At 37.2% G+C, this 21,165-nt stretch carries 14 protein-coding genes, 1 tRNA gene and 1 pseudogene; all 16 read right to left on the bottom strand.

The window, feature by feature from the left end; translation table 11 throughout:
- Window positions 1-6 precede the first annotated feature (6 nt).
- The 16 genes and pseudogenes from B7723_RS04585 to B7723_RS04510 all read right to left on the bottom strand — a co-directional run bounded on the left by B7723_RS04585 (window position 7) and on the right by B7723_RS04510 (window position 21,093).
- The gene (locus B7723_RS04585) at window positions 7-1,059 is read right to left on the bottom strand and encodes a hypothetical protein (RefSeq protein ID WP_084849745.1); all 1,053 of its coding nucleotides are present in this window, start codon (window positions 1,057-1,059) and stop codon (window positions 7-9) included.
- A gap of 8 nt (window positions 1,060-1,067) precedes the next feature.
- Window positions 1,068-1,841, bottom strand: a complete 774-nt coding sequence (locus tag B7723_RS04580; RefSeq protein WP_084849746.1) for a nucleotidyltransferase domain-containing protein — start codon at window positions 1,839-1,841, stop codon at window positions 1,068-1,070.
- A 17-nt stretch (window positions 1,842-1,858) separates the two neighbouring features.
- A pseudogene (locus B7723_RS04575) lies at window positions 1,859-5,209 on the bottom strand (DEAD/DEAH box helicase family protein).
- 28 nt (window positions 5,210-5,237) lie between these two features.
- Window positions 5,238-6,398, bottom strand: a complete 1,161-nt coding sequence (locus B7723_RS04570) for a restriction endonuclease subunit S (protein WP_084943935.1) — start codon at window positions 6,396-6,398, stop codon at window positions 5,238-5,240.
- 33 nt (window positions 6,399-6,431) lie between these two features.
- On the bottom strand, window positions 6,432-7,397 hold the full coding sequence (xerA, locus tag B7723_RS04565) for a site-specific tyrosine recombinase/integron integrase (protein WP_084849748.1): 966 nt from the start codon (window positions 7,395-7,397) through the stop codon (window positions 6,432-6,434).
- Window positions 7,398-7,509: 112 nt separating this feature from the next.
- Window positions 7,510-7,920 carry a type II toxin-antitoxin system death-on-curing family toxin gene (locus tag B7723_RS04560; RefSeq protein ID WP_000219496.1) on the bottom strand — a complete coding sequence of 137 codons (411 nt, stop codon included), beginning with the start codon at window positions 7,918-7,920 and terminating at the stop codon, window positions 7,510-7,512.
- Complete coding sequence (locus tag B7723_RS04555) at window positions 7,917-8,153, bottom strand: AbrB family transcriptional regulator (RefSeq protein ID WP_000260600.1); 237 nt, start codon at window positions 8,151-8,153, stop codon at window positions 7,917-7,919. The genes B7723_RS04560 and B7723_RS04555 overlap by 4 nt, the downstream gene beginning before the upstream one ends.
- 76 nt (window positions 8,154-8,229) lie before the next feature.
- Entirely contained in the window at window positions 8,230-9,351 is a 1,122-nt protein-coding gene (locus B7723_RS04550) for a restriction endonuclease subunit S (RefSeq protein WP_084943934.1), read from the bottom strand.
- A gap of 12 nt (window positions 9,352-9,363) precedes the next feature.
- Window positions 9,364-10,857: a type I restriction-modification system subunit M gene (locus B7723_RS04545; protein WP_084849751.1), complete on the bottom strand. Its 1,494-nt coding sequence runs from the start codon at window positions 10,855-10,857 to the stop codon at window positions 9,364-9,366.
- A gap of 147 nt (window positions 10,858-11,004) precedes the next feature.
- Window positions 11,005-11,931, bottom strand: coding sequence for a bifunctional riboflavin kinase/FAD synthetase (locus tag B7723_RS04540; protein ID WP_084849752.1), 927 nt, complete (start codon window positions 11,929-11,931; stop codon window positions 11,005-11,007).
- 143 nt (window positions 11,932-12,074) lie between these two features.
- Window positions 12,075-15,614, bottom strand: coding sequence for a chromosome segregation protein SMC (smc, locus tag B7723_RS04535; RefSeq protein ID WP_084849753.1), 3,540 nt, complete (start codon window positions 15,612-15,614; stop codon window positions 12,075-12,077).
- Window positions 15,605-16,303, bottom strand: a complete 699-nt coding sequence (gene rnc, locus B7723_RS04530) for a ribonuclease III (protein ID WP_000661472.1) — start codon at window positions 16,301-16,303, stop codon at window positions 15,605-15,607. The genes smc and rnc overlap by 10 nt, the downstream gene beginning before the upstream one ends.
- A gap of 183 nt (window positions 16,304-16,486) precedes the next feature.
- A tRNA-Arg gene (locus B7723_RS04525) sits at window positions 16,487-16,558 on the bottom strand.
- Window positions 16,559-16,625: 67 nt separating this feature from the next.
- Window positions 16,626-17,612, bottom strand: a complete 987-nt coding sequence (locus B7723_RS04520) for a GMP reductase (RefSeq protein WP_000931163.1) — start codon at window positions 17,610-17,612, stop codon at window positions 16,626-16,628.
- Window positions 17,613-17,786: 174 nt separating this feature from the next.
- The gene (locus B7723_RS04515; protein WP_084849754.1) at window positions 17,787-19,118 is read right to left on the bottom strand and encodes an McrC family protein; all 1,332 of its coding nucleotides are present in this window, start codon (window positions 19,116-19,118) and stop codon (window positions 17,787-17,789) included.
- Window positions 19,105-21,093, bottom strand: a complete 1,989-nt coding sequence (locus B7723_RS04510; RefSeq protein WP_084849755.1) for an McrB family protein — start codon at window positions 21,091-21,093, stop codon at window positions 19,105-19,107. The genes B7723_RS04515 and B7723_RS04510 overlap by 14 nt, the downstream gene beginning before the upstream one ends.
- Between the last annotated feature and the right edge of the window lie 72 nt (window positions 21,094-21,165).

The raw sequence follows: 21,165 nt of genomic DNA, 5'->3' as shown, positions 1-21,165 counted from the left end.
TGCTTCTTACGTTGTATAGAAAAAAATTGACAAATCGCTATCAGACTCGTATTTTTTCCAAGCTAAACTGAAGCCATAATAATCTTCAAATTCAGGGTGCCAGTCATAATAAAGTGGGACACGACTATACTTTCTCGCTACAACTTCGTCTTCAAATTCTGGAGACTCCCCTGCAGTAATACCAAATTGAAGACCATTTAGTTCCCAAGTATTTCCCCAAACGTTTTCATCAGAGAGAACATCGATCCATCTAGAAGCATCAATATCAAAATCTGCACATAATTCCAGTTCATAGAATCTTCTACAGTTAATCTCTGAAGGTTTTATATAAAGGGCGCTATCAACTTGGTATTTTTTATCTTTAACTTGAATCTGTGTGATTTTCATTGGAATCGGAACTCCATTTAATTCTAACCAGAAATATCCTAAAGGAGTTTTGATACTATAATATGTTTGCTGAGAGTTGGCGTTAGCGTTTTTAGAGCAAACATCTAGAATTCTTCCTAGCTTTTTTAAATTTCTAAAAACGTTTTTCGAAGTGATTGGGTCGAAATGTGAATACCTACGAATGACACGTTTTAACTTTTCAACAGGAAAAGTGATATCCTTTGGTAGGGCATGATACTTCTGTACAACTAAAGCATTTTTTTCAGTATTTTCCTTCCCGACTGGGACAATAACAGCGTGTCCTATATGGATATTTGGGTCATCACAAATATAAGTATAACCATTCCCTCCCTCCTGAAACTCAACCACAACAAGATTTAACTCTTGATCTGGATCAAAGAGAGGCTCTACCTTTTCTACTTCTTGGCGCTCATAAAAAGTAAAGTGATCTCCATCCCCGTCTTCGCCAAAAACCATGAAACTGCCACACTCAGGGCACTTCCACATATAAAATGACGCTTCAGAAATATTATCATAAGAAATTTTATTATGGTCGTCAGCTTTATTTATGATTTCTTCAAACAACTCATCCGAATAAACTGAATAAGCATTCGGATCGGGCGCTCGGTGGTCATTCATTGCTTGCCCACATTTACATGTCCACTTACCCATAAAAAACCTCAGTCGTGGCCTAATTCTTCAAGGAAAAATTGATTTAGAGCTTTCCACTCTTTCTTTTCCTCTCTAACACTTTGAACGTATGCATCCAACTCTTTGATATTTTTGATGATGTAGTATTGGATTGGCATAATCGGATCAATTTCCATACCTTCAGGTCCCTTTACCTTGATATCAAGCAATCTTGATACATGCTCTTTCATCTCATCAGGAAGCAATTCTTTGACCAAATCGTCAAATAAAATTGGAGGAACAGAATGGTATTTTTCAATCCAACGACAGGCCAAAATGGGACGCAGCGCATAGAAATACTTTTTAGGTTTGACCTTGTCTCCTGAAAGATACTTATTCATTTGAGTTCTAGCAGTATTCAAGTAATGATACAGCATTTTCCTCTCAGAAAAATACTGGTTGGCAAGAGGACGCATGCGCTCGATAAAATCCGTTTGTTGATAGACAATTGGTGACTGTAACCATTCAAACAGTGTAGGATTTGACTTATAAAGGAGTTTTAAAGTCTTGTCTAAATCCCAACCACTCACATCCCAAGTATCGTCAATTGGTAGCTCGATAACATCACGCTGTTCATTTAAACGGAGATAAAAATCTTGCTTGTGTTTGTAGATAAACCGTACATCAAAGTCACTATCAGGAGACTCAAAACCCCAAGCACGACTACCAGACTCGATAGCCCATAAAACTCTGACACCATAATCACGCTCAATTTCTGCTAATTTTTCAGGTACCAGAACATTCATTTCTTCTTGCGTTTGCATTTATAACCTCTTATTATTTACGCTGCTTCTCCAGCTCGATCATTAATGAGTTCAATTGTTTGGACAATATTACGAAGTATAGGGAGTTGGTGTTGAAAGAGTAGTTGAACTGAACCATACGATTTAAACGGCTCTTGTGTTAAAACTTTAGTCTCCAAGCAACCATTTTCTACAATGTAATCTACAATCAATTTCACGAAGGAAATCTGCTTGGCATTGAGACTCTCATCCGATAAAAATTTAGAAAAAACTTGATTGGCAGCCTCTCTATCTAAACCAATAATTTCACGAACCAATCTAGGAATTGCCTTATTTTCATAATGTTGTTGGTAATCTGACTTGCTACCTAATTTTTCCCATAGCAATGTTTCAAGTGCAAGTAAATCTTGAGAGGTCAATTTTTCATTATGGTATAACTTAGAAATTGCTTCATCATCTAGATGAGTTTTCAAATAATGTTCAACTTTTTCATTATAAGATCGCAGGTCATTGACTTGTAAATATGGCTTAGTATCATGGACAGTGGAAAGAATGTGATCATCAAAATTGACATAATAGACTTTTCGGCTCGTTTTATCTAAGAATTGCAATAAATCTCTTAGAGAAAGGCGGATTTTTTCCAACTCAGACAAACTAACTTCTTCCCAAAATTCAGGTTCTTGTACTTTCCTGATAATTTCAGCCTGTGCAAAAACTTGTGATATATTGCCAACCCTGGCAAGAGCTTTAGCTGTTTTCATAACTTGAGATATATGGGAAGTTGCTGGCTTAGTCAACAGTTGTCCTAACTGTATCTGAAACAACCATAAATCAAATCGTCTCGCCATCTCATCCTCTTTATTTTCTTCAAATAGAATCGGAGAAAGATCTTTCTGGATTGTTTCACTTGTGACGGTCGTTAGATTTTGCCAATTTTCCAACTTTCTGTAAGTATAAACTGTATCTAAGACCATACGAACCCTAAAGTCTAACTCATTTAAGCTCACCATACGTTCATGAAGCTCTGATACGAGTTGTTGACGATATTCTCTAGCAAACTGATCATCTTGATAACGAAGCTCCTGCAGTTCACGAATCAAGTCCACCTTGATGTTAAACAAACGTTAAGTCAGAGAAACAATGTGACGACCATCTCCTTCTCTTGGATCAGCTTTGAAATAGTCAAAATTATCGCCATAATCAAATACCAAGAAATTTTCCTTATCCTGCTCAGGGCCGAATAAATCTTTACAAAGACGGGTTCCACGGCCAATCATCTGCCAAAACTTAGTTTTAGAACGCACTTTCTTGAAAAAGATTAAATTAACAACCTCTGGTACATCAATACCTGTATCCAACATATCAACAGAAATTGCAATTTGAGGGTATTTCTCCTTAATTTTAAAATCATCAATTAAGGTTTGATAATGCTTAATGCTATAATCAATCACTTGAGCATAATCGCTTCCTTTTTCAGGATAGCGTTCGTTAAAAATATCTCTGATGTATTCAGCGTGTCGATGGTTTTTAGCAAAGATAATGGTTTTACCAATTTCGTCACCTGAAGCTGTCTGAATTCCTCTTGTCATTAGTTCATCTAGAACAATTTCTACTGTTTTTCTATTGAAAATAGAGGTATTAAAATCCTCAGGATCAATATCTTTTTCAGAACTACCGTCTTCAAATTGACTATCATAATATTCTTTTTCGTCTTGGGATAAATCATCGTAATGTAGACCATCCGTTGGTAGTTTTAACTTAGTTTCAATCGAATGATAAGCTACTAAATAACCATCTTTTACAGCCTCTTCCAAATCGTATGCGTATGTTGGAACACCATTCTCCAAGTTAAAGAAACTATAGGTATTTTTATCCAAATCTTGACGCGGAGTGGCAGTTAATCCTACAATCCTTGCATCAAAATAATCAAAAATTGATTTGTATTTCTGATAAATAGAACGGTGAGATTCATCAATTATGATAAGATCAAAGTGCCCAACAGTAAAGGATCGTTGATTTATTTCTTCTTGATCACTAATCGCTCCTATCATAGTCGGATAGGTTGAAAAAACCATTCGACTAGATCGAGCACTATCTTTATCCTCTAAGAAATTACAAACTGAAAGATCTGGAAGTAATTTCCTAAACGAATCATAAGCTTGCTTAACTAGGGAAGTTCTATCAGCTAAAAAAAGAACATTTTTTACCCAGTTATGACGCGAAAGGATATCAACTAGGGAAACCGCTGTACGGGTTTTCCCAGACCCAGTTGCCATTACCAAGAGTGCCTGTCTCCGATTATTGGAGAATGCTTCACAGACACTTGTAATCGCATGTTTCTGATAATGACGTCCAGAAATGTCGTCCCTAATTTTGCTAGAAATATCCTCGAGTGGTTTTTGCAAGTGACGTCTTTCCATCAAAAGTTGCAACTCTTCTTGAGAGTAGAACCCTGCAATCTGGCGACGATTAACACCATCAAGTATGTAGTGCTTTAAACCATTGGTAATAAAGCAAATTGGCCTATAGCCGATTTGTTTCTCAAGAACTTCAGCATATTCCTTGACCTGCACCTCCCCTACTTCTGGATTCACAGATGCCTTTTTAGCTTCAACAATTGCTAGAACTTTCCCATTTTTACCATAAAGGACATAGTCACAGTATCCAGTTCCTTTACCATGCTTCAAACCATGAACGGCTACCTCAACACGACAGTTTTCCTCAAATGTCCAACCTGCTATACGGAGATCGATATCAATAAAGAGTTTTCTTGTCTCTGCTTCAGATAGTTGATCGATATGGAAAGATACATCTTGCCGTAGAGCTGCTGTTTCACGTTTTTCAGTATAAGTCTCTTGAATAGTTAAGGACTGACTAGCCATCTGTTCATCGAAATCAGGAAGATCTGGCAAACTGTTTTGTAATTTCGCCATAGATTGTGGCGTTTCTCGAAACTTGATGTTTGCTGAAAGTGGCAATAACTGCTCGTCGAAATAACGCTCCACAAACTCGTTACTGTAGCAATAATCAATAAAATTGACAAATTGATACAAATGGTGCAAAGCCAAAATCGCTTCTCGTTCCTTAATTTCTCCACCATGTGCAGCATGATTTCCCCATCGAATTAAAAGAACAATCTGCCTATGGAGTTCTGGATCCACAATCTCTCTAAAATCATCATCCCATACCAAAGAAGATAAGGTAGCACGATAGGGAGCTTCTAAATATGAATCGTGACTATATATCCAATGAACAGCCTGCTCAAGAGCACGACGCGCCATAAAAGCAGTAGCTACAGTAGATGTCGCAATCATATTTTCAGCTTCTATACAGGACTTTGAAAAAGATTCATACTCTTCGTTATTTAAAAGAAAATCAAAATTTCCCATTTTTCTCTCACTTTGAACAAATAGATACCTATATTATACTAGAATTCAAGCTATTTCTCCACAGTTTTATAACGATCTCACAAGCAAATTGTGATTTGTCGACCTGAGCTACAAATTCTGCGAATTCGTTTTGGAGGGCTAGAGGGGGGAGGGGGACAGAAATATCTTGTAATTCCTTTGCATTTATATTAGCTTGATTAACAGCACCTTTCGCGATGTTCCTTAGAAACTTCTTTGTACTAGGAAAGTTTAAAAATTCGGATAGATATCTAGAGTTTAAAATATTATTATTTGTTCTAATACGAATAATGTAACCTGCAATAACCATATCAAAATTTAATTCATAAATACATGTTTTCCCAACTAATTCAATACTATTTGTACGATTAAATAGTACATCCCCTTTTCTTACTACATACTTTTCTAAGTCTTTCTCTGGAATATCTATATATTTTAAATTCTGTATATTCAACTTACCATCTTCAGTTATATTATTCATTCTTAAATATCCATATTTACCATTAAGAGTGGCTGGTAAACTAGTACCATATCGGACTTCTTCAACTAATTCTCCTAGTCTTTTCAATGAAAAGTCATTTAATATAAACATCTCGTTAAATCGGGATTTTACAAGGTTTGAGAGTTCACTAATCTGCTTATTTCTATTTATTATTTGATACTCTAACCTATCCAATATGTCTACTATTGTATTTTGATTTTCTATAGTTTCAATATTAACTTTGGTTTTATTTAAATAGTCAGCTAACTTTAAATTAATAATTCCAGTTGTTTGATTTTGAAATTTTAACACCTTTTTTGTATCATAAAGATACTTCATTAAATAAAATATATATTTAGAATTATATTCTGGTTTAACTCTTAAAATACTAGTAAAGTTATTTGTGAAATAATCTTGATCTGTAACATCGAAATATACAACACGTCCAACCGGTTGATTTGGACTACCTCCTGATTTTTCAATTATAATATCACCAGTTCTTAGAATTTTGTCGCTGTTTTTATCTTTATCAATTTCACGACATACAATATTATCTAGATTTAGTCTTCCAGAATTTAGAAAATTTGAGGTTCTAATTACTGCTGTCGCCTCTCCTTTGCCACTATCTTCATTACCCCATTCACCATTTATAGATTTTTCAAATATATTCTGTAAAAAAATAATTGTCACGCAACCACCTCCTCGAAATATCGGGATTTGCAGTTAAGAGATGAATTTTTGGTGTGAATGTTTGACATTGCTTTGGTTAACCATGGCATAGGCCAGGGTTGTATCAATTTTGCTGTGACCAAGTAGTTTTTGGACTTGCTCAATAGGCATTCCTTTATCAATAGCCTTTGTCGCTAGGGTTCTTCTGAATTTATGTGGATGAACCTTTTGTATTCCAAGTTTTTGTCCTAACTTTCTCAATCGAATCTCGACACCAGCAATTCCAAGTCTCTGGGCTTTTCCAAGTAGCGTTACAAAAAGAGCTGGATGACTATCTTTTCTATCATTGAGATAGTTTCTTAAATGAATTTTCGTACGAGCATCAAAATATACGGGTCTTTCTTTTTTTCCTTTTCCAAAAACAACGCACTCTCTGTTTTCAAAATCAATATCAGAACGATTCAACTGGACCAGTTCTCCTACACGCATACCTGTTGATGCTAGTAGGTCAATCATTGCCAAATCTCTTAAATTTTCACAATTATCTCTCATAATTTCGAGATGTTCATCCGTATAAGTTTCTTTCACAGTTTGTTCTGTTTTAATTTTTTTTATCCTTCTAATAGGATTTTTGATGATATATTCCTCTTGCTCAAGCCAAGCAAAAAAAGAGGACAATATACGCCGAATATTGTCCAAATTCGCCTTACTACAATCCTTTTCAGACTGATAATTTGCTAGATAACTTCTCAAATCATCGGTTGTCAGTTGTGTCACAGACTCCTTAATATAATGAAACAAATTTTCAATTGTTCTCTGATAATAACGTATTGTTTTTGCACTACAGCCCTCCACCTGCTTAGCAGTGATGAATAATTGCAACAGATTATTATTAGAGTGCTTCTGCTTCTTTTTTCCATCCACTAGATGGCGCTCTAAACTCTCTCGCAATGCTAGTAATTGTTCATTATTTAAAAGGGGTAACATTTCTTGTATGATAATTGTAATTTTTGATTCCATAAATTCTCACTTTCATTATTACTCATCAATAAAAAGAGACAATATCAGTTTCTGCATTACAGAATTCTAATATTGTCTGTTTATTTTCTAATACTCATTCAAATCCAACATACTAGCTTATTTTTTCTCTGACAGAATGTTCAGAAACCCATTTAGAATAGCTTATCATTTTTTCATCAGTTAAAGCTTCTACCGCTATAGTCACACACATATCAACCGCTTCTTCCACGGAAACAGCAAAGTGATAACCATTTAATTGTAAAAACTTCACCAAAACAAAGAAAGCTGTTCGTTTATTGGCGTTGGCAAAGACATGCTTCTTTATCAATTGGACAAATAATATTGTTGCTTTATCAAAAATTGTTGGATAAAGAGGCTTGCCAAAAACAAATTGTTCTGGTAAGTTCACAATCATATTTAACGCTGAAGGACTAACTGTTTGAATTTGCTCATTTGGAGAATACCGTTGAATTGCTAAAGCATTGATTTTTTCAATTTGCTTTTCTGTTAGATAGACTGTCATTTTTCCACCAAAGCTTTGAAAACATCGTCGTATTCATCAAAAATTGTATCCAATTTTAAGTTAAAGGCATCATCAGAAACATAAGAGACCTGATGATCCAATTCTTCAGGAGTAAAGATAATTTCGCCACTTGGTAACAATTTTGCTTCGTATTTAACACCACTTGGAATATTGAATTCGCTTGGAATCGTAATGGTGATTGAATTTCCTTGTTTTCTTGTTTTTACGACCATCTGATTTCCTCCTTTGAAGTATTATAACAAATAATTACGGTAATTACAACGATAGTGTAAACTGCTATCTCAAATCTTAACCAAAATACTCCTGCATAAGTGATTTTTTCAAGGTTTCCAATTCTTCCAGAGATTTTTGAATTGCCAATTGTGATTTGTCGACCTGAGCTACAAATTCTGCGAATTCGTTTTGGAGGGCTAGAGGGGGGAGGGGGACAGAAATATCTTGTAATTCCTTTGCATTTATATTAGCTTGATTAACAGCACCTTTCGCGATGTTCCTTAGAAACTTCTTTGTACTAGGAAAGTTTAAAAATTCGGATAGATATCTAGAGTTTAAAATATTATTATTTGTTCTAATACGAATAATGTAACCTGCAATAACCATATCAAAATTTAATTCATAAATACATGTTTTCCCAACTAATTCAATACTATTTGTACGATTAAATAGTACATCCCCTTTTCTTACTACATACTTTTCTAAGTCTTTCTCTGGAATATCTATATATTTTAAATTCTGTATATTCAACTTACCATCTTCAGTTATATTATTCATTCTTAAATATCCATATTTACCATTAAGAGTGGCTGGTAAACTAGTACCATATCGGACTTCTTCAACTAATTCTCCTAGTCTTTTCAATGAAAAGTCATTTAATATAAACATCTCGTTAAATCGGGATTTGACGAGCAAGTTTAGCTCCTCTAATTGACATTTTCTTTTAGTAATAAGTCTTTTGATGACATTAAGAATACAGATAATGTTCTCTTGTTCTTCGGTACGTAACAATTCTAATTTTAGATCAAGTAATATATTTTTATTTAAATGAGGAATTGTTGCACCTGTTGAATGATACCGTAAATACTGCGATTTACTTTCCAAAAAAACTCCCAAATAATCTGATATAATCTTGTCTTTGTATTGTTCATTCTTTTTTAAGACCATAATAGTGCTACCAACAGCTCCCGATAGTCCATAGCCAATTGTTCCTGCATTAGCACCATCCCAAGCTATCAGAATGTCATCTAGAAGTGCTTCAGTCATATTTAAACTTTCAGTGAATTTTAGATTATTGTCATTTCTCAAATCATCTATCTGAATATAACGTTGACTTAGAGTCGTTTGTTCATTAAGTATAGTGGCTTTCTTACCCTTTTTCAGAGTTACCACTTCCCCCAACTTCACTTTTTTCATACATCCATCTCCCTACTTGAGTAATTCTTCTAACTCTGCTAAGCCAGCTTGAATTTCTTTTTCTAGATCATTGATTTTCTTTAAGATGACTTCTGTTGGTTCATACTCAACTTTTTCATACTCGATTTCTTTGTATTTATTGATTGATAGATCATAATCATTTTCCTTTATCTCATCAATTGAAACAAAGAAAGACTGGTCTGTTCTCTTACGTTCTGCTTCCTTTTCAAGTTGATGGAAACGTTGAATAATATCTGGAATATCATTATCACTGATCGGTTGTCGTTTATCATCCAAACTTAAACCATCTGCTTTCATATCGTAAAACCAGACCTTGTCCGTTCCACCATTTCCAGTTTTTGTAAAGATGAGAATGGCAGTTGAAACTCCAGCATAAGGTTTGAAAACACCGCTAGGCATTGAGATTACAGCATCTAATTTATGATTTTCAACAATTTCTTGACGAATTCCTTTATGGGCTTTAGAAGAACCAAAGAGGACACCATCAGGTACAATAACCGCTGCACGTCCCCCTGGTTTCAATGTACGCAAGAAAAGAGCAAGGAAAAGTAATTCTGTTTTTTTGGTTTTTACAGTCGCAAGGAGATCGTTTGAAGTTGAATCGTAGTCAAGTGACCCTTTAAATGGAGGATTTGCTAACACTAAAGTGTACTTATCTGCTTCTTCATTATCTTGAGATAGTGAGTCAAGATAACTAATTTGTGGATTTTCCACTCCATGTAGCATCATGTTCATTGCACCAAGTCTCAGCATAGTTGTATCCGTATCATTTCCATGGAACATATTGTTATGAAAATGGTTGATATTATCTGGATTGGTTTCCCATTCATCTTTTTTACGCTTTAAGTAACGGCTAGCAGATACTAAGAAACCAGCAGACCCCATAGCAGGATCTGAGACAATATCCTTGATAGTTGGTTGCATCAACTCAACCATCATATCGATGATGTGACGAGGCGTACGAAACTGTCCATTTTTACCTGCGGTTGACAATTTTGATAGCAGATATTCATAGATATCTCCAATATCATTAATTCCCTGTGTGTCACTATCAAAATCTATATCTGAATCTCTGGTTGGAAATTCATCTAATATAGAAATCACCTTTTGGAGCGTAGCTGGTTTATTAATTTGAAAGATGGCTTCACGCATATAACGTGAAAAAGCTGTATCGTCAGTATCACCCTTAAGATTCTTAATAAATGGAAAAATCTCCTGTGTCATTAAACGATAAACTTCCTGAGCATCTCCTATATTTTTAAAGGTTGACCAACGGTATTCAGGTTTGTCTTTTGGAAAAATTCCCTCATAAGAAATCCCTAGAAACTCAGCATCGCTTTCGCGTCCAAGCTCAACACTATCCAAATCCTTCATAAACAGAAGATAAGTTAATTGTTCAATATTTGTTAGAGGATTTGCATTTCCTTCAGTCCACAACATTTCCCACAGCTGATCAATTTTACTTTTTAATTCGCCTGTAATCATATAGTCTCTTTTCTTTAGTTTTTTAAGTTATGAATATCACTATTTTAACAGATTTTCAATCAAGCTTCAATTATGTTTCTCGCTATAAAAATTTCTTTCAAAAATAAAAAAGCAAACACAAAATATGGTTCACTTTTTTAAACTTTTCTACTCTCCATCCTTCCAGTTCCGAGCAATCTCTTCGTCTTTCTGGAGTTCGTCTACGAGCTCTTCGATGGAGTCAAATTTGACCATATCTCGGACACGGTCTAGCCAGTAGACCATGACTGTCTCACCATAAATATCATCTGAAAAGTCAAAAATGTTGACTTCAAAACGTGGCTCTTCTCCATCGAAAGTAACATTTTTCCCAACACTTGCCATTCCACGATATCTCTGACGTTGCACTTCGATATCGACTACGTAAACACCGTACGCTGGCATGTAAGTTCGGTCTCTTAGGACCAGATTGGCTGTTGGATAACCGATAGTACGCCCACGAGCATTTCCATGAACGACCATTCCGCGAGATGGGAGCGGAGTGCCGAGCAGATGATTGACTTCCTTTACATCTCCATCAAGAATTGCCTGACGAATCCGTGTAGAACTAATCTTGCCCTTTTCGTCTTCGACCGGAGGAACAATGATGATCTCTCCATCAAAATAGTCCTTCAGTTCATCCGCAGTTTTCTTATCAGAGCCAAAAGTATAGTCAAATCCTGCTACAATAATCGCTGGTTTTAAAGCTCGAACATAGGTATCAAAGAATTCTTGACCGGTTAGATTGGCAAATTTGCTACTAAAGTCCAGTAAGAATAGAGCCTCTACTCCATGCCATTTCATCTTGTGCTCCCGTTCCTCGTGATTGACGATATGGAGCATAAGCTCAGGTTGGTAAGGTTGCAAGGCAAGTTTTGGCGATTCTGTAAAGGTCATCACGACAACTGGCAGATAATCCTTCATCGAAGCCTTACTGGCCACTTCAAAGAGTTTCTGATGTCCCTTGTGGATGCCATCAAAATAACCTAGTACAAGGACTGTATTACCTGGTACTGCAATATCTTTTTCGTTCTTAATAGGTACTGTTGTAATCATGAAACTATTATATCATAGAGAAAGTCTTTTCGCTAAGAGGAAATCCCAAATGTCGTTTTTTGCGCCTGAACTGACCTTGATAGACAATTCAAGCTATGAGTTTTAAAAAATAGCACCTCCTAAGAGATGCTATCATTTAGTAACTAGTCTACTGTTTCTTCTAAATCTTTTAACTTAACCGAAACAATCTTAGACACACCTGATTCTTGCATGGTAACTCCATAGATAGAATCCGCTGCCGCCATCGTTCCCTTACGGTGGGTCACGACGATAAACTGACTATCCTTATCAAAGCGGTTGAGGTAATCCCCAAAACGTTTAACATTAGCTTCGTCCAGCGCCGCTTCTACCTCGTCTAAGATGACGAAAGGAATGGTCTTAACTCGGATGATTGAGAAGAGCAGAGCCAGAGCTGATAGAGCTTTCTCGCCACCACTCATGAGGTTGAGAGATTGGATTTTCTTACCTGGTGGTTGAACAGAAATCTCCACACCAGCAGTTAAAAGATCGCCCTCAGTTAATATCAAGTCTGCCTGACCTCCACCAAACATCTGTCTAAAGGTCACTTTAAAGGACTCACGAATCGCCTCAAAGGTTGATTTAAAGCGTTCCTTAACCTCATCATTCATCTCTGTGATGGTCTCAAGGAGTAGGTTTTTTGCAGACAGAATATCATCTCGTTGGCTATTGAGGAAATCTAGACGGTTGTGAACTTCTTCGTACTGGTCTATAGCGTCCAAGTTGACAGGGCCTAGTGAGCGAATAGCCTTCTCTAAATCCTTAACCTCTTGCTCTGCCAGATTGAGATCTTCCAACTCATGTGCTTTTTCTAGAGCCTCAGTGTAGCTGATCTGGTACTGGTCAGTTAATTGAGCTTGTAGATAGCGCAAGCGTTCGCTGACCTTTTCCTTCTTAGCTTCAGCACGTGTTTGCTTGCGAATCCACTCCTCATTCTGCTGGCGAGCCTGATCCAAATGGCTGGCAATATCATCCAGTTGACCCTCGATATCATCCAACTCAAACTGCTTGCGTATCAAACCTTGTTGGAGGTTTGTTTTCTGAGTTTTGGCCTCTTCCGCCTGCTGACTTAGCAAATCCGTATCCACTTTCTCAAGATTATCAACCTTTTCTTGGAGGAGGCGTTGAATCTCCTCTTTTTCGATATCCAGATTATCCAGTTCCTTGTCTAAGCGTTCAATATCAGTCACTTCGTACCGCTTTTGTCCTTGCAGTTCTGACTTAAGCAAGCGTCCTTGCGCTACTTGTTCCTGCAAGTTTTGATAGCGTTCTTGAATAGCATTTTTATTAGACTTAATCTCTTCAATCTCAGCTTCCAGATTTTGCTTTTCACTGGTGATAGTAGCAAGGCGCTCTTGGCATTTTTCCTTATCCGCTTGCCAATCTCCTTCAGTAAGGCGATTTAATTCCTCTTCTTGAAGTTTCCAAAGAGTTTCTAACTCTTCCACTTGCTGACTAGTTTGCTGATAAGCGAGGGACAAGCCTTGCTCCTGTATACGAGCTTGCTCCCCCTGAGACTTGATGGTTTCTAATCTTTCAGTCAATACCGCCATCTCATCTTGCAAGGTCCTCAAACTCGCTTCTTCTGACCGCAAGTCAGCTTCTTCTTCAGCAATTTCTTTTTGTAATTGCTCCAGCTCAGGCTTGATGAAAATACTATTGTTTTGACGATTAGCACCCCCCGCGTAGGAACCACCTGTACGCAACTCTGTCCCATCCAGTGTCACCATGCGAACCTGATAACGAACTTGGCGAGCTGCCGTACGCGCGTGGTCTACTGTGTCAAAGATAGCCGTCGTAGCTAACAAATTCTTAAAAATGGCTTCTAATCTCTTATCAAATGACACCAACTCATCTGCCATACCCAGAAATCCTGGACTTGCTGCGATAGCATCTTGATTCTGACTAGAAATGGTACGAGCCTTGATAGTCGTCAATGGAAGAAAGGTTGCACGACCAGCTCTGTTTCGTTTGAGGAAATCAATCGCCTTGGTTGCCGCGTTTTCATCTTCTACGATGATATGTTGACTACTAGCTCCAAGCGCAATTTCTAGGGCAGTTTGATAATGCACATCAAAGGTCAAATGTTCACTGACTGCACCAACGATCCCACCAAGGCGTTCTTTTTCTTGGAGAACACTCTTAACCCCCGCATAAAAATTACTATGATTTCTAAGGATATTCTCTAAACTCTGGGCTCGAGCCTGCTTGTTTTTGAGACTATCCAGACGATCAAAGAGTTGACTCTGCTGGGCTTGGTAAGAAACTTTCTGTTCCTCTTGTTCCTTGGCACTAGCTTGGTAGTCTGCCAATAATTTCTGAACTTTCTCCTTGGCAGTTTCAAGCTCAGCCTGCTGTTGACTGGCCTTCTCTTTGGCTGTAGCCAGCTGTTCTTTCAATTTCTCAAGTTGGTCTGCTTGTTTTTGAGATAGCTGACGGCTGTTCTCTAGTTCATTCTCGATGCGGGTCAGTTGGTTTGAGACATCCGCTTCTTCTTGTAAAAGGGCCACAAAACGTTCACGCAGGAGCTCAATCATCTGGTCAGGATCATCTGAAAAAGCCAACAACTCCGCTTCTAGGCGATTGAGTTCCTTATTATTTTCAGCTAGACTTTCCTCTAACTGTTCCAAATTTCCTTCTTTTTCAGCTTTTTCCTTACTTAGAGCCTTTCTCTTATCTTCTAGAGTCGCCAAACGGACTTGTGACTCTTGTTGATTGAGGGCTACTTGCTCAGATTCCAGTTTGGATAGGGCTAGTTTTCGCTCTAAGTCACTAATCAAACTAGTCAAATCCATTAAGCTTCCTTGGTCTTTAGCCATTTCAACTTGGAGATCTTGGCGTTTCTTTTTAAGAGTTTGATTTTCCTCTTCTAACTCTTCACGCTTTTGGTAATAGCTAGTCAAAAGTTCCTGAACCTGCGTTAGCTCTTCTTCTGTTAACTCTAGTTCAGTCTTGTTTTCCTTGATTTGGGCAACCAGTACATCCAAGTAAATCGCCTTACGTTGACCATCCAAGTCTAGAAACTTACGAGCGTTCTCGGCTTGTTTTGCAAGGGGCTTGATTTGATTGTCCAACTCGTAGATAATGTCCTCTAAGCGGTCGAGATTGTCTTGAGTTTGTTGCAGTTTGCTCTCTGTTTCTTTTCGACGAGTCTTGTATTTTAAAACTCCAGCAGCTTCTTCAAAAATAGCTCGGCGTTCCTCTGGCTTGGAATTAAAAATCTCCTCAACCTTCCCTTGAGAGATGATGGAGAAGGAATCCCGTCCCAAACCGGTATCCAAGAAGAGGTCATGAATATCACGCAAGCGAACTTTCTTGCCATCAATTCGATACTCGCTATCTCCACTACGATAGATATGGCGTTCTACCTTAATAACTTGCCCCGCATCCTTGATAAAACCATCTTCATTGTCCAAGGTCACGACAACAGAGGCATAATTGAGTGGTTTGCGACTTTCTGTCCCAGCAAAGATAACGTCAGGCATCTTGCCACCACGAAGGCTCTTAACACTGGACTCACCCAAGGCCCATCGCAGGCTTTCTGTGATATTTGACTTACCAGAACCATTTGGCCCAACGACAGCTGTCACACCTTGGTCAAAAACGACCTTGGTCTTGTCAGCAAAGGACTTGAATCCCTGAATCTTAATCTCCTTTAAATACATGAATCCAGCCCTTTCTCAACTGCATTTTTGGCGGCCTCTTGTTCTGCCAATTTTTTAGAACGGCCTTGACCTTTTCCGATACTCTTGCCCTCAACCAGAACTTCTACATCAAAAACCTTGTCATGGGCAGGTCCCGTCTCAGATGTCACCTGGTAGCGAATATCCACATCTCCATTGACCTGGAGCAGCTCTTGCAGGTGTGTCTTGTAATCCTTAATCATTTCAAAGTCACCTGCTTCAACCTTGGGAATCATGACCTGATAGATGAACTCTTTTACTCTAGCAACATCCTTGTCCAAAAGTAATGCTCCCAAAAAGGCTTCAAAGGCATCGCCAAGAATGGTGTCACGATTGCGCCCACCAGACTTTTCTTCCCCTTTTCCTAGCTTGATAAACTGATCAAACTGGCAATCACGCGCAAAACCAGCCAAACTCTCCTCACGGACAATCATAGCACGGAGTTTAGACAAATCTCCCTCTGGTTTCTTAGGATATTTCTTATACAGATATTCTGAAATCAATAATTGCAGAACAGCGTCTCCTAAAAATTCCAAGCGCTCATTGTGTGAAATTTTTAAGAGGCGGTGCTCATTGGCATAACTCGTATGAGTAAAGGCCGTTTCCAGTAAGTTTTTGTCTGCAAATTCGATTGCAAAACGCTTCTTTAGTACAGTTTGTAATTCTTTCATACCAACCTCTTTCTAACTGATAACAGTCTCTTTTATTATATCAAAAAAAGCCCCCTGAGTCACTTTAAAACGGGACTAGAGAGGATTTGAGTATTTTTTAGAATAAACTTTTCAATTTTAGGAGCAAACTTGGGGAGAGATAAAGAAAAAAGCCTTATTTAAGGCTTTCATAGGCTATTTACATCCACCCTGAGGGAATCGAACCCCCATCTCAAGAACCGGAATCTTACGTGATATCCATTACACTAAGGGTGGAAACTTGTCTTATTATAACAGAAATTTGCTCTAATAACAAGTTTTTTATGGGTAGACTAAGCGTCCGTTAGTGTGAAGCATCCCCGTTCCAGATAGAGTTTTTCACGATAACATAATCAACGTGTTTAAGGTCAGCAACTTTTCGTCCACCTGCGTAGGAAATGGCACTTTGCAGATCCTGCTCCATCTCAGTAAGGGTGTCTTGCAAATGTCCTTTAGCAGGCAGTAAGATGCGTTTGCCTTCCACATTTTTGTAAGCGCCTTTTTGATACTGTGAAGCTGAACCATAGTATTCTTTGAACTGTTCCCCATCAACTTCGATCGTTTTCCCCGGGCTTTCGATATGTCCTGCAAAAAGGGAACCAATCATGACCATGCTGGCACCGAAACGAATAGACTTGGCAATATCACCATGAGTACGAATCCCACCATCAGCGATGATCGGTTTACGCGCAGCCTTTGCACACCAGCGTAGGGCAGCCAATTGCCAGCCACCTGTACCAAAACCAGTCTTTACCTTGGTAATACAAACCTTACCAGGACCGATTCCAACCTTTGTTGCATCCGCCCCAGCATTTTCCAATTCACGAACAGCTTCTGGTGTTCCCACGTTACCAGCAATGACAAAAGTATCTGGTAATTCTTTCTTGATGTGTTGGATCATAGAAATCACGCTATCCGCATGACCATGAGCAATGTCAATCGTGATATACTCAGGAGCATCAGCCTTGAGTTGGCTAACAAAATCATACTCGTAATCCTTGACACCGACTGAAATAGAAGCAATAAGCCCTTGATCGTGCATGCGTTTGATAAAAGGAATGCGCCCAGCCTCATCAAAACGATGCATAATGTAGAAGTAGCCACCTTTAGCCAGTTGTTCTGCTACGTTCTCATCCAAAATCGTCTGCATATTTGCTGGTACAACAGGTAGTTTGAAAGTGTGATTTCCAAGTGTGACACTCGTGTCTGCTTCTGCACGACTTTTAATGACACATTTATTTGGGATCAACTGAATATCTTCGTAATCAAAAATTGGAAATTCATTTAACATATCGATGTCTCGTTTCTTTTGTAATGACCTACCTATGCTTGCGCATCCCTACGTCTTTTACGACGTTTCCTTGATTTATTATAAATCAAGGTACAGATTTTGTCAAATATTTGTAATAATCACATCATATCGTTCGGAAATTACTTGTATAAATAGCAAAAGGAAGCGGTGAGATTAATTTCTCCCAACTTCCTCATCAATAATTGCTTTAAACATTTCTGCGGAGTTTTCCATCATTTCACAAAATTCACTATAAGATGAAGCCTTTTGAGGGATTTGGATAGACCACTTTTTAAGCAAAACTCCGTACCCCGCTACTTCTCCTATCTCACTATTTACTGACCTCTCTATACTAGGAAAAATCAATCCAGCTTTCTCAGCTTTTAAAATATAAGAATAGGAAATCAGCTGGAATAAGTCCTCACGGTTGATTCCTTTTTCAGTGAACTCCAGTTTTTTATATTTTGCATCTAGAACAATCTTTCGTTCTCTGTCATAAAAATCTGGATATACTTTTCGATCACGCCTTTTGCGATTTTCATGATTTTTATCGTTTAAAAATACTGAAATTCCGTCCGTCTTATCCTTATTTCGTGGATGGATGAAAACTTTTGGCAACAAGGTATAAACATACTCTTCCCAAAGCCAGGCAACATCAAAGAGAATACCATGTACCCTTTGGGCTTGGGGTCCAAGACCATGCTTTTCTCTACTCAGAATCATCAAGCAGAGTTCCTGTAATTTTCTATACTCTCTGAAATAGGCGTGTCGGATGGGTTTGATTTTATTCATTCTGATAATCTTGGCACGATCAGCTAGTTTATAAGCTGGAGTTACTCGCACGATTTCTGCCATATTTTCACGATTACTATCGAGTAGTGCTCCAAAACTTTTTTGAGTCTTTATGTACTCAATCGTATGCCGAATCAACTGCATGAGTGGATTATCATAGGTGAACTCTCTAGTGGTATAGGCAATATTTCCCGTAAAAGGGAGATTTTTTTTCAGATGATTTCCAACATCTAGTACACCCTTTACATGACTATCGTTATGGAAAAATCGCTGGTATTCCTTATAAAGACCTTTTCTGAGAGCAGCTTGCAGATACTTTGGAAAGAGGTAAACCAAGAGTTGATAGAGTTTATCTTCAGGAGATAAACCGACATCCAAACTATTCAGATTGATATTGAGAACCTTTTGTAAAAGATAATGTAAAAAATGGTCGTTACTTTCATCAGAAAAACGAGAGGAAATCGTTAATCTTTCCTGACCGCATCCCAGAAAACCAATCACATTGCCTGTCTTGATTTCCTGATTAACTGTTTCCAAAATCTTTTGGTCCTTGTCTAAATCAGGAGAATTCATCAAATCATTTGGAAAAATAAAAATATTGTCCTCTTGAGATAGGTTATCTAGTGTTCTATCAAGGAGCGCTTGACTTAGGTTGGGAAATTCTGCGACAAAGTCTTCTCTAGCAATTCTATGCTGATTATCAGTTATCCGCATTATCATCACCAGTATCTTGCTGAACTGTTTGCTCGTTATTTGTCAGATCAAATGCTTTTTTCAATGTATCCAGAGTTTCGGCCTCTTCATAAGAACCACGTAAGTAATCTTCCAATAGAGGTTTGAGGTAATCAGACCAGAGTAACTCATAGTCAAAATCCACATCCTTCAACTTAAGGAAATAACTTGGTCCGATATGATAATGACTATTTAGCTCCTGAACGTTTTCGATAGCAGCGTTCAAATTTCTAAGACGAAGTTTTGCTTCTTCTGCATGGATATCTAGTTCTTTATCCAACATAGCAACTTGACTTTCAGCAGTAACTTCAACAAAACGGAAACGACGACGCATAGCAAAATCAAAGGTATCTACTGAACGGTCAATATCATTCATAGTTCCAATGATGTAGACATTCTCAGGAATATAAAACTTGTCATCCGTCTCATGTAAATTAGCATACTGGGTGGAAACACTCCCCTTTTCACCACGATAACCAGGGTCAATAGAGAAAAAGAGTTCACCAAAAATCTTAGAAATCTCACCACGATTGATTTCATCGATGATGAAAACGAATTTCTTGTCTGTGTCAATCTCTGTTGGAGAAATATAATCTTTCAGACCAAATCTTTTCTTTAAAGTTTCTAGGACTTTTTTTCCTTGATTACGATAATAAGGCTGTTTCAGATATTTTTCATCTTTATAGAGTTCATAAACATAAGATTTTGTTAAGCAAGTTCCTTGGGCTTTAGTTTCATAATTGATATTAAAATTATTTCTACTATTTACTGTGAGATAGGAAAATTCTGTCAAATATTCTTTTTCATCTCTGCTATTTACATATTCAAGATAAAGATCCCACGCTTCCTCAAAATTATCTTGGCCTCCAGTTTTCTGAGCTTCTTTAGCCTTCTGGCAAAACTTCTTGAAAATACCATCTTCTAGCTTAAACTCGATAGCTCCATCACCATTTGATACAGGTCTCAACCCCTCTACAAAATCAGTATAATCATAGGATGGATGAAATTGTACAAAGCCGATTTGGTCTTCGTTGCCACCCGTTAATTCTTTAGCAATTTCTTTAGTAAGATAAGTTTTTCCTGTGCCAGGAGCACCTCGAAGAATGAAGTTTTTGGATTGTAATAATATATTCTTATACTCGTTGATATTTTCTGACATGTTTATCTCTTCCTTTTCTGATTCTCTATAAAAACTAGTGAAATTATCATAAAACTCTTTTAAAATATCGTTAGGTTCAGCAGTTGATTCCAACTCTAAGTCCTTGACAAGGTATTTATAATCTAAATCTTCATCTCGATTATTACTATACCATTTTACTATTTTAAATTCTGTGAGTTTAAATCTCTGAAAACCACACCTTATATTTATCCATGAGTTATCCATGTCACTCAGCCGATAACCAAAGTAAGGTGATTTAATATATCCATTACCACTCTTTGGACCAAAATGACCTGTGTTAAGCATTTCAACTTTGTACGGAATACCCTCAATAGTCAGTGCAGGGTAAATCTGTTCAGCTCCATCTAATTTTTGAGAACGTTTAATTTCTATATCTTTTGAATTATAGATATTTGATTGATTCACAAATTTAGACAAAAACTCTCTGAAGACTTTATAACACTCTGATTTAATTCCACTTTTTACAAACTCATAAGATTTATTTATAAAAGGTAAAATATCATTTAATGAATTTTCATCCTCAATAAAATACTCAGCATCAAGTGTCCAACCGAATGAATCAGGCTTCTTATTAAACAACAAAATATCTGAATCATGAAGACTCTTAGAGAGAACGGCAATCTTTATTCCTTTATTTTGAAAATTAATTTCTATAAAATTTTGTAACTTCCCTTTCCTATTTTTAACCTGAAAAGAAATATAACTTTTTGTTTGATTTTCAATTGCATCTGGGAATTCTTTTTTTATCCTGTCAATGAAAGTTTGTTTTGAAACCATTGTGTTTTCCTTGCCTATTAAAAATTTATTGTTAGACGTAAATTATATTTGTTTCGTTCAAAGTAAGATATT

It is taken from the genome of Streptococcus oralis subsp. oralis, from assembly GCF_002096435.1.
Taxonomy (GTDB): Bacteria; Bacillota; Bacilli; order Lactobacillales; family Streptococcaceae; genus Streptococcus; species Streptococcus oralis_AA.
The sequence above is the reverse complement of the archived record's forward strand: the minus strand, read 5'-3'. Positions and strand labels throughout refer to the sequence as shown.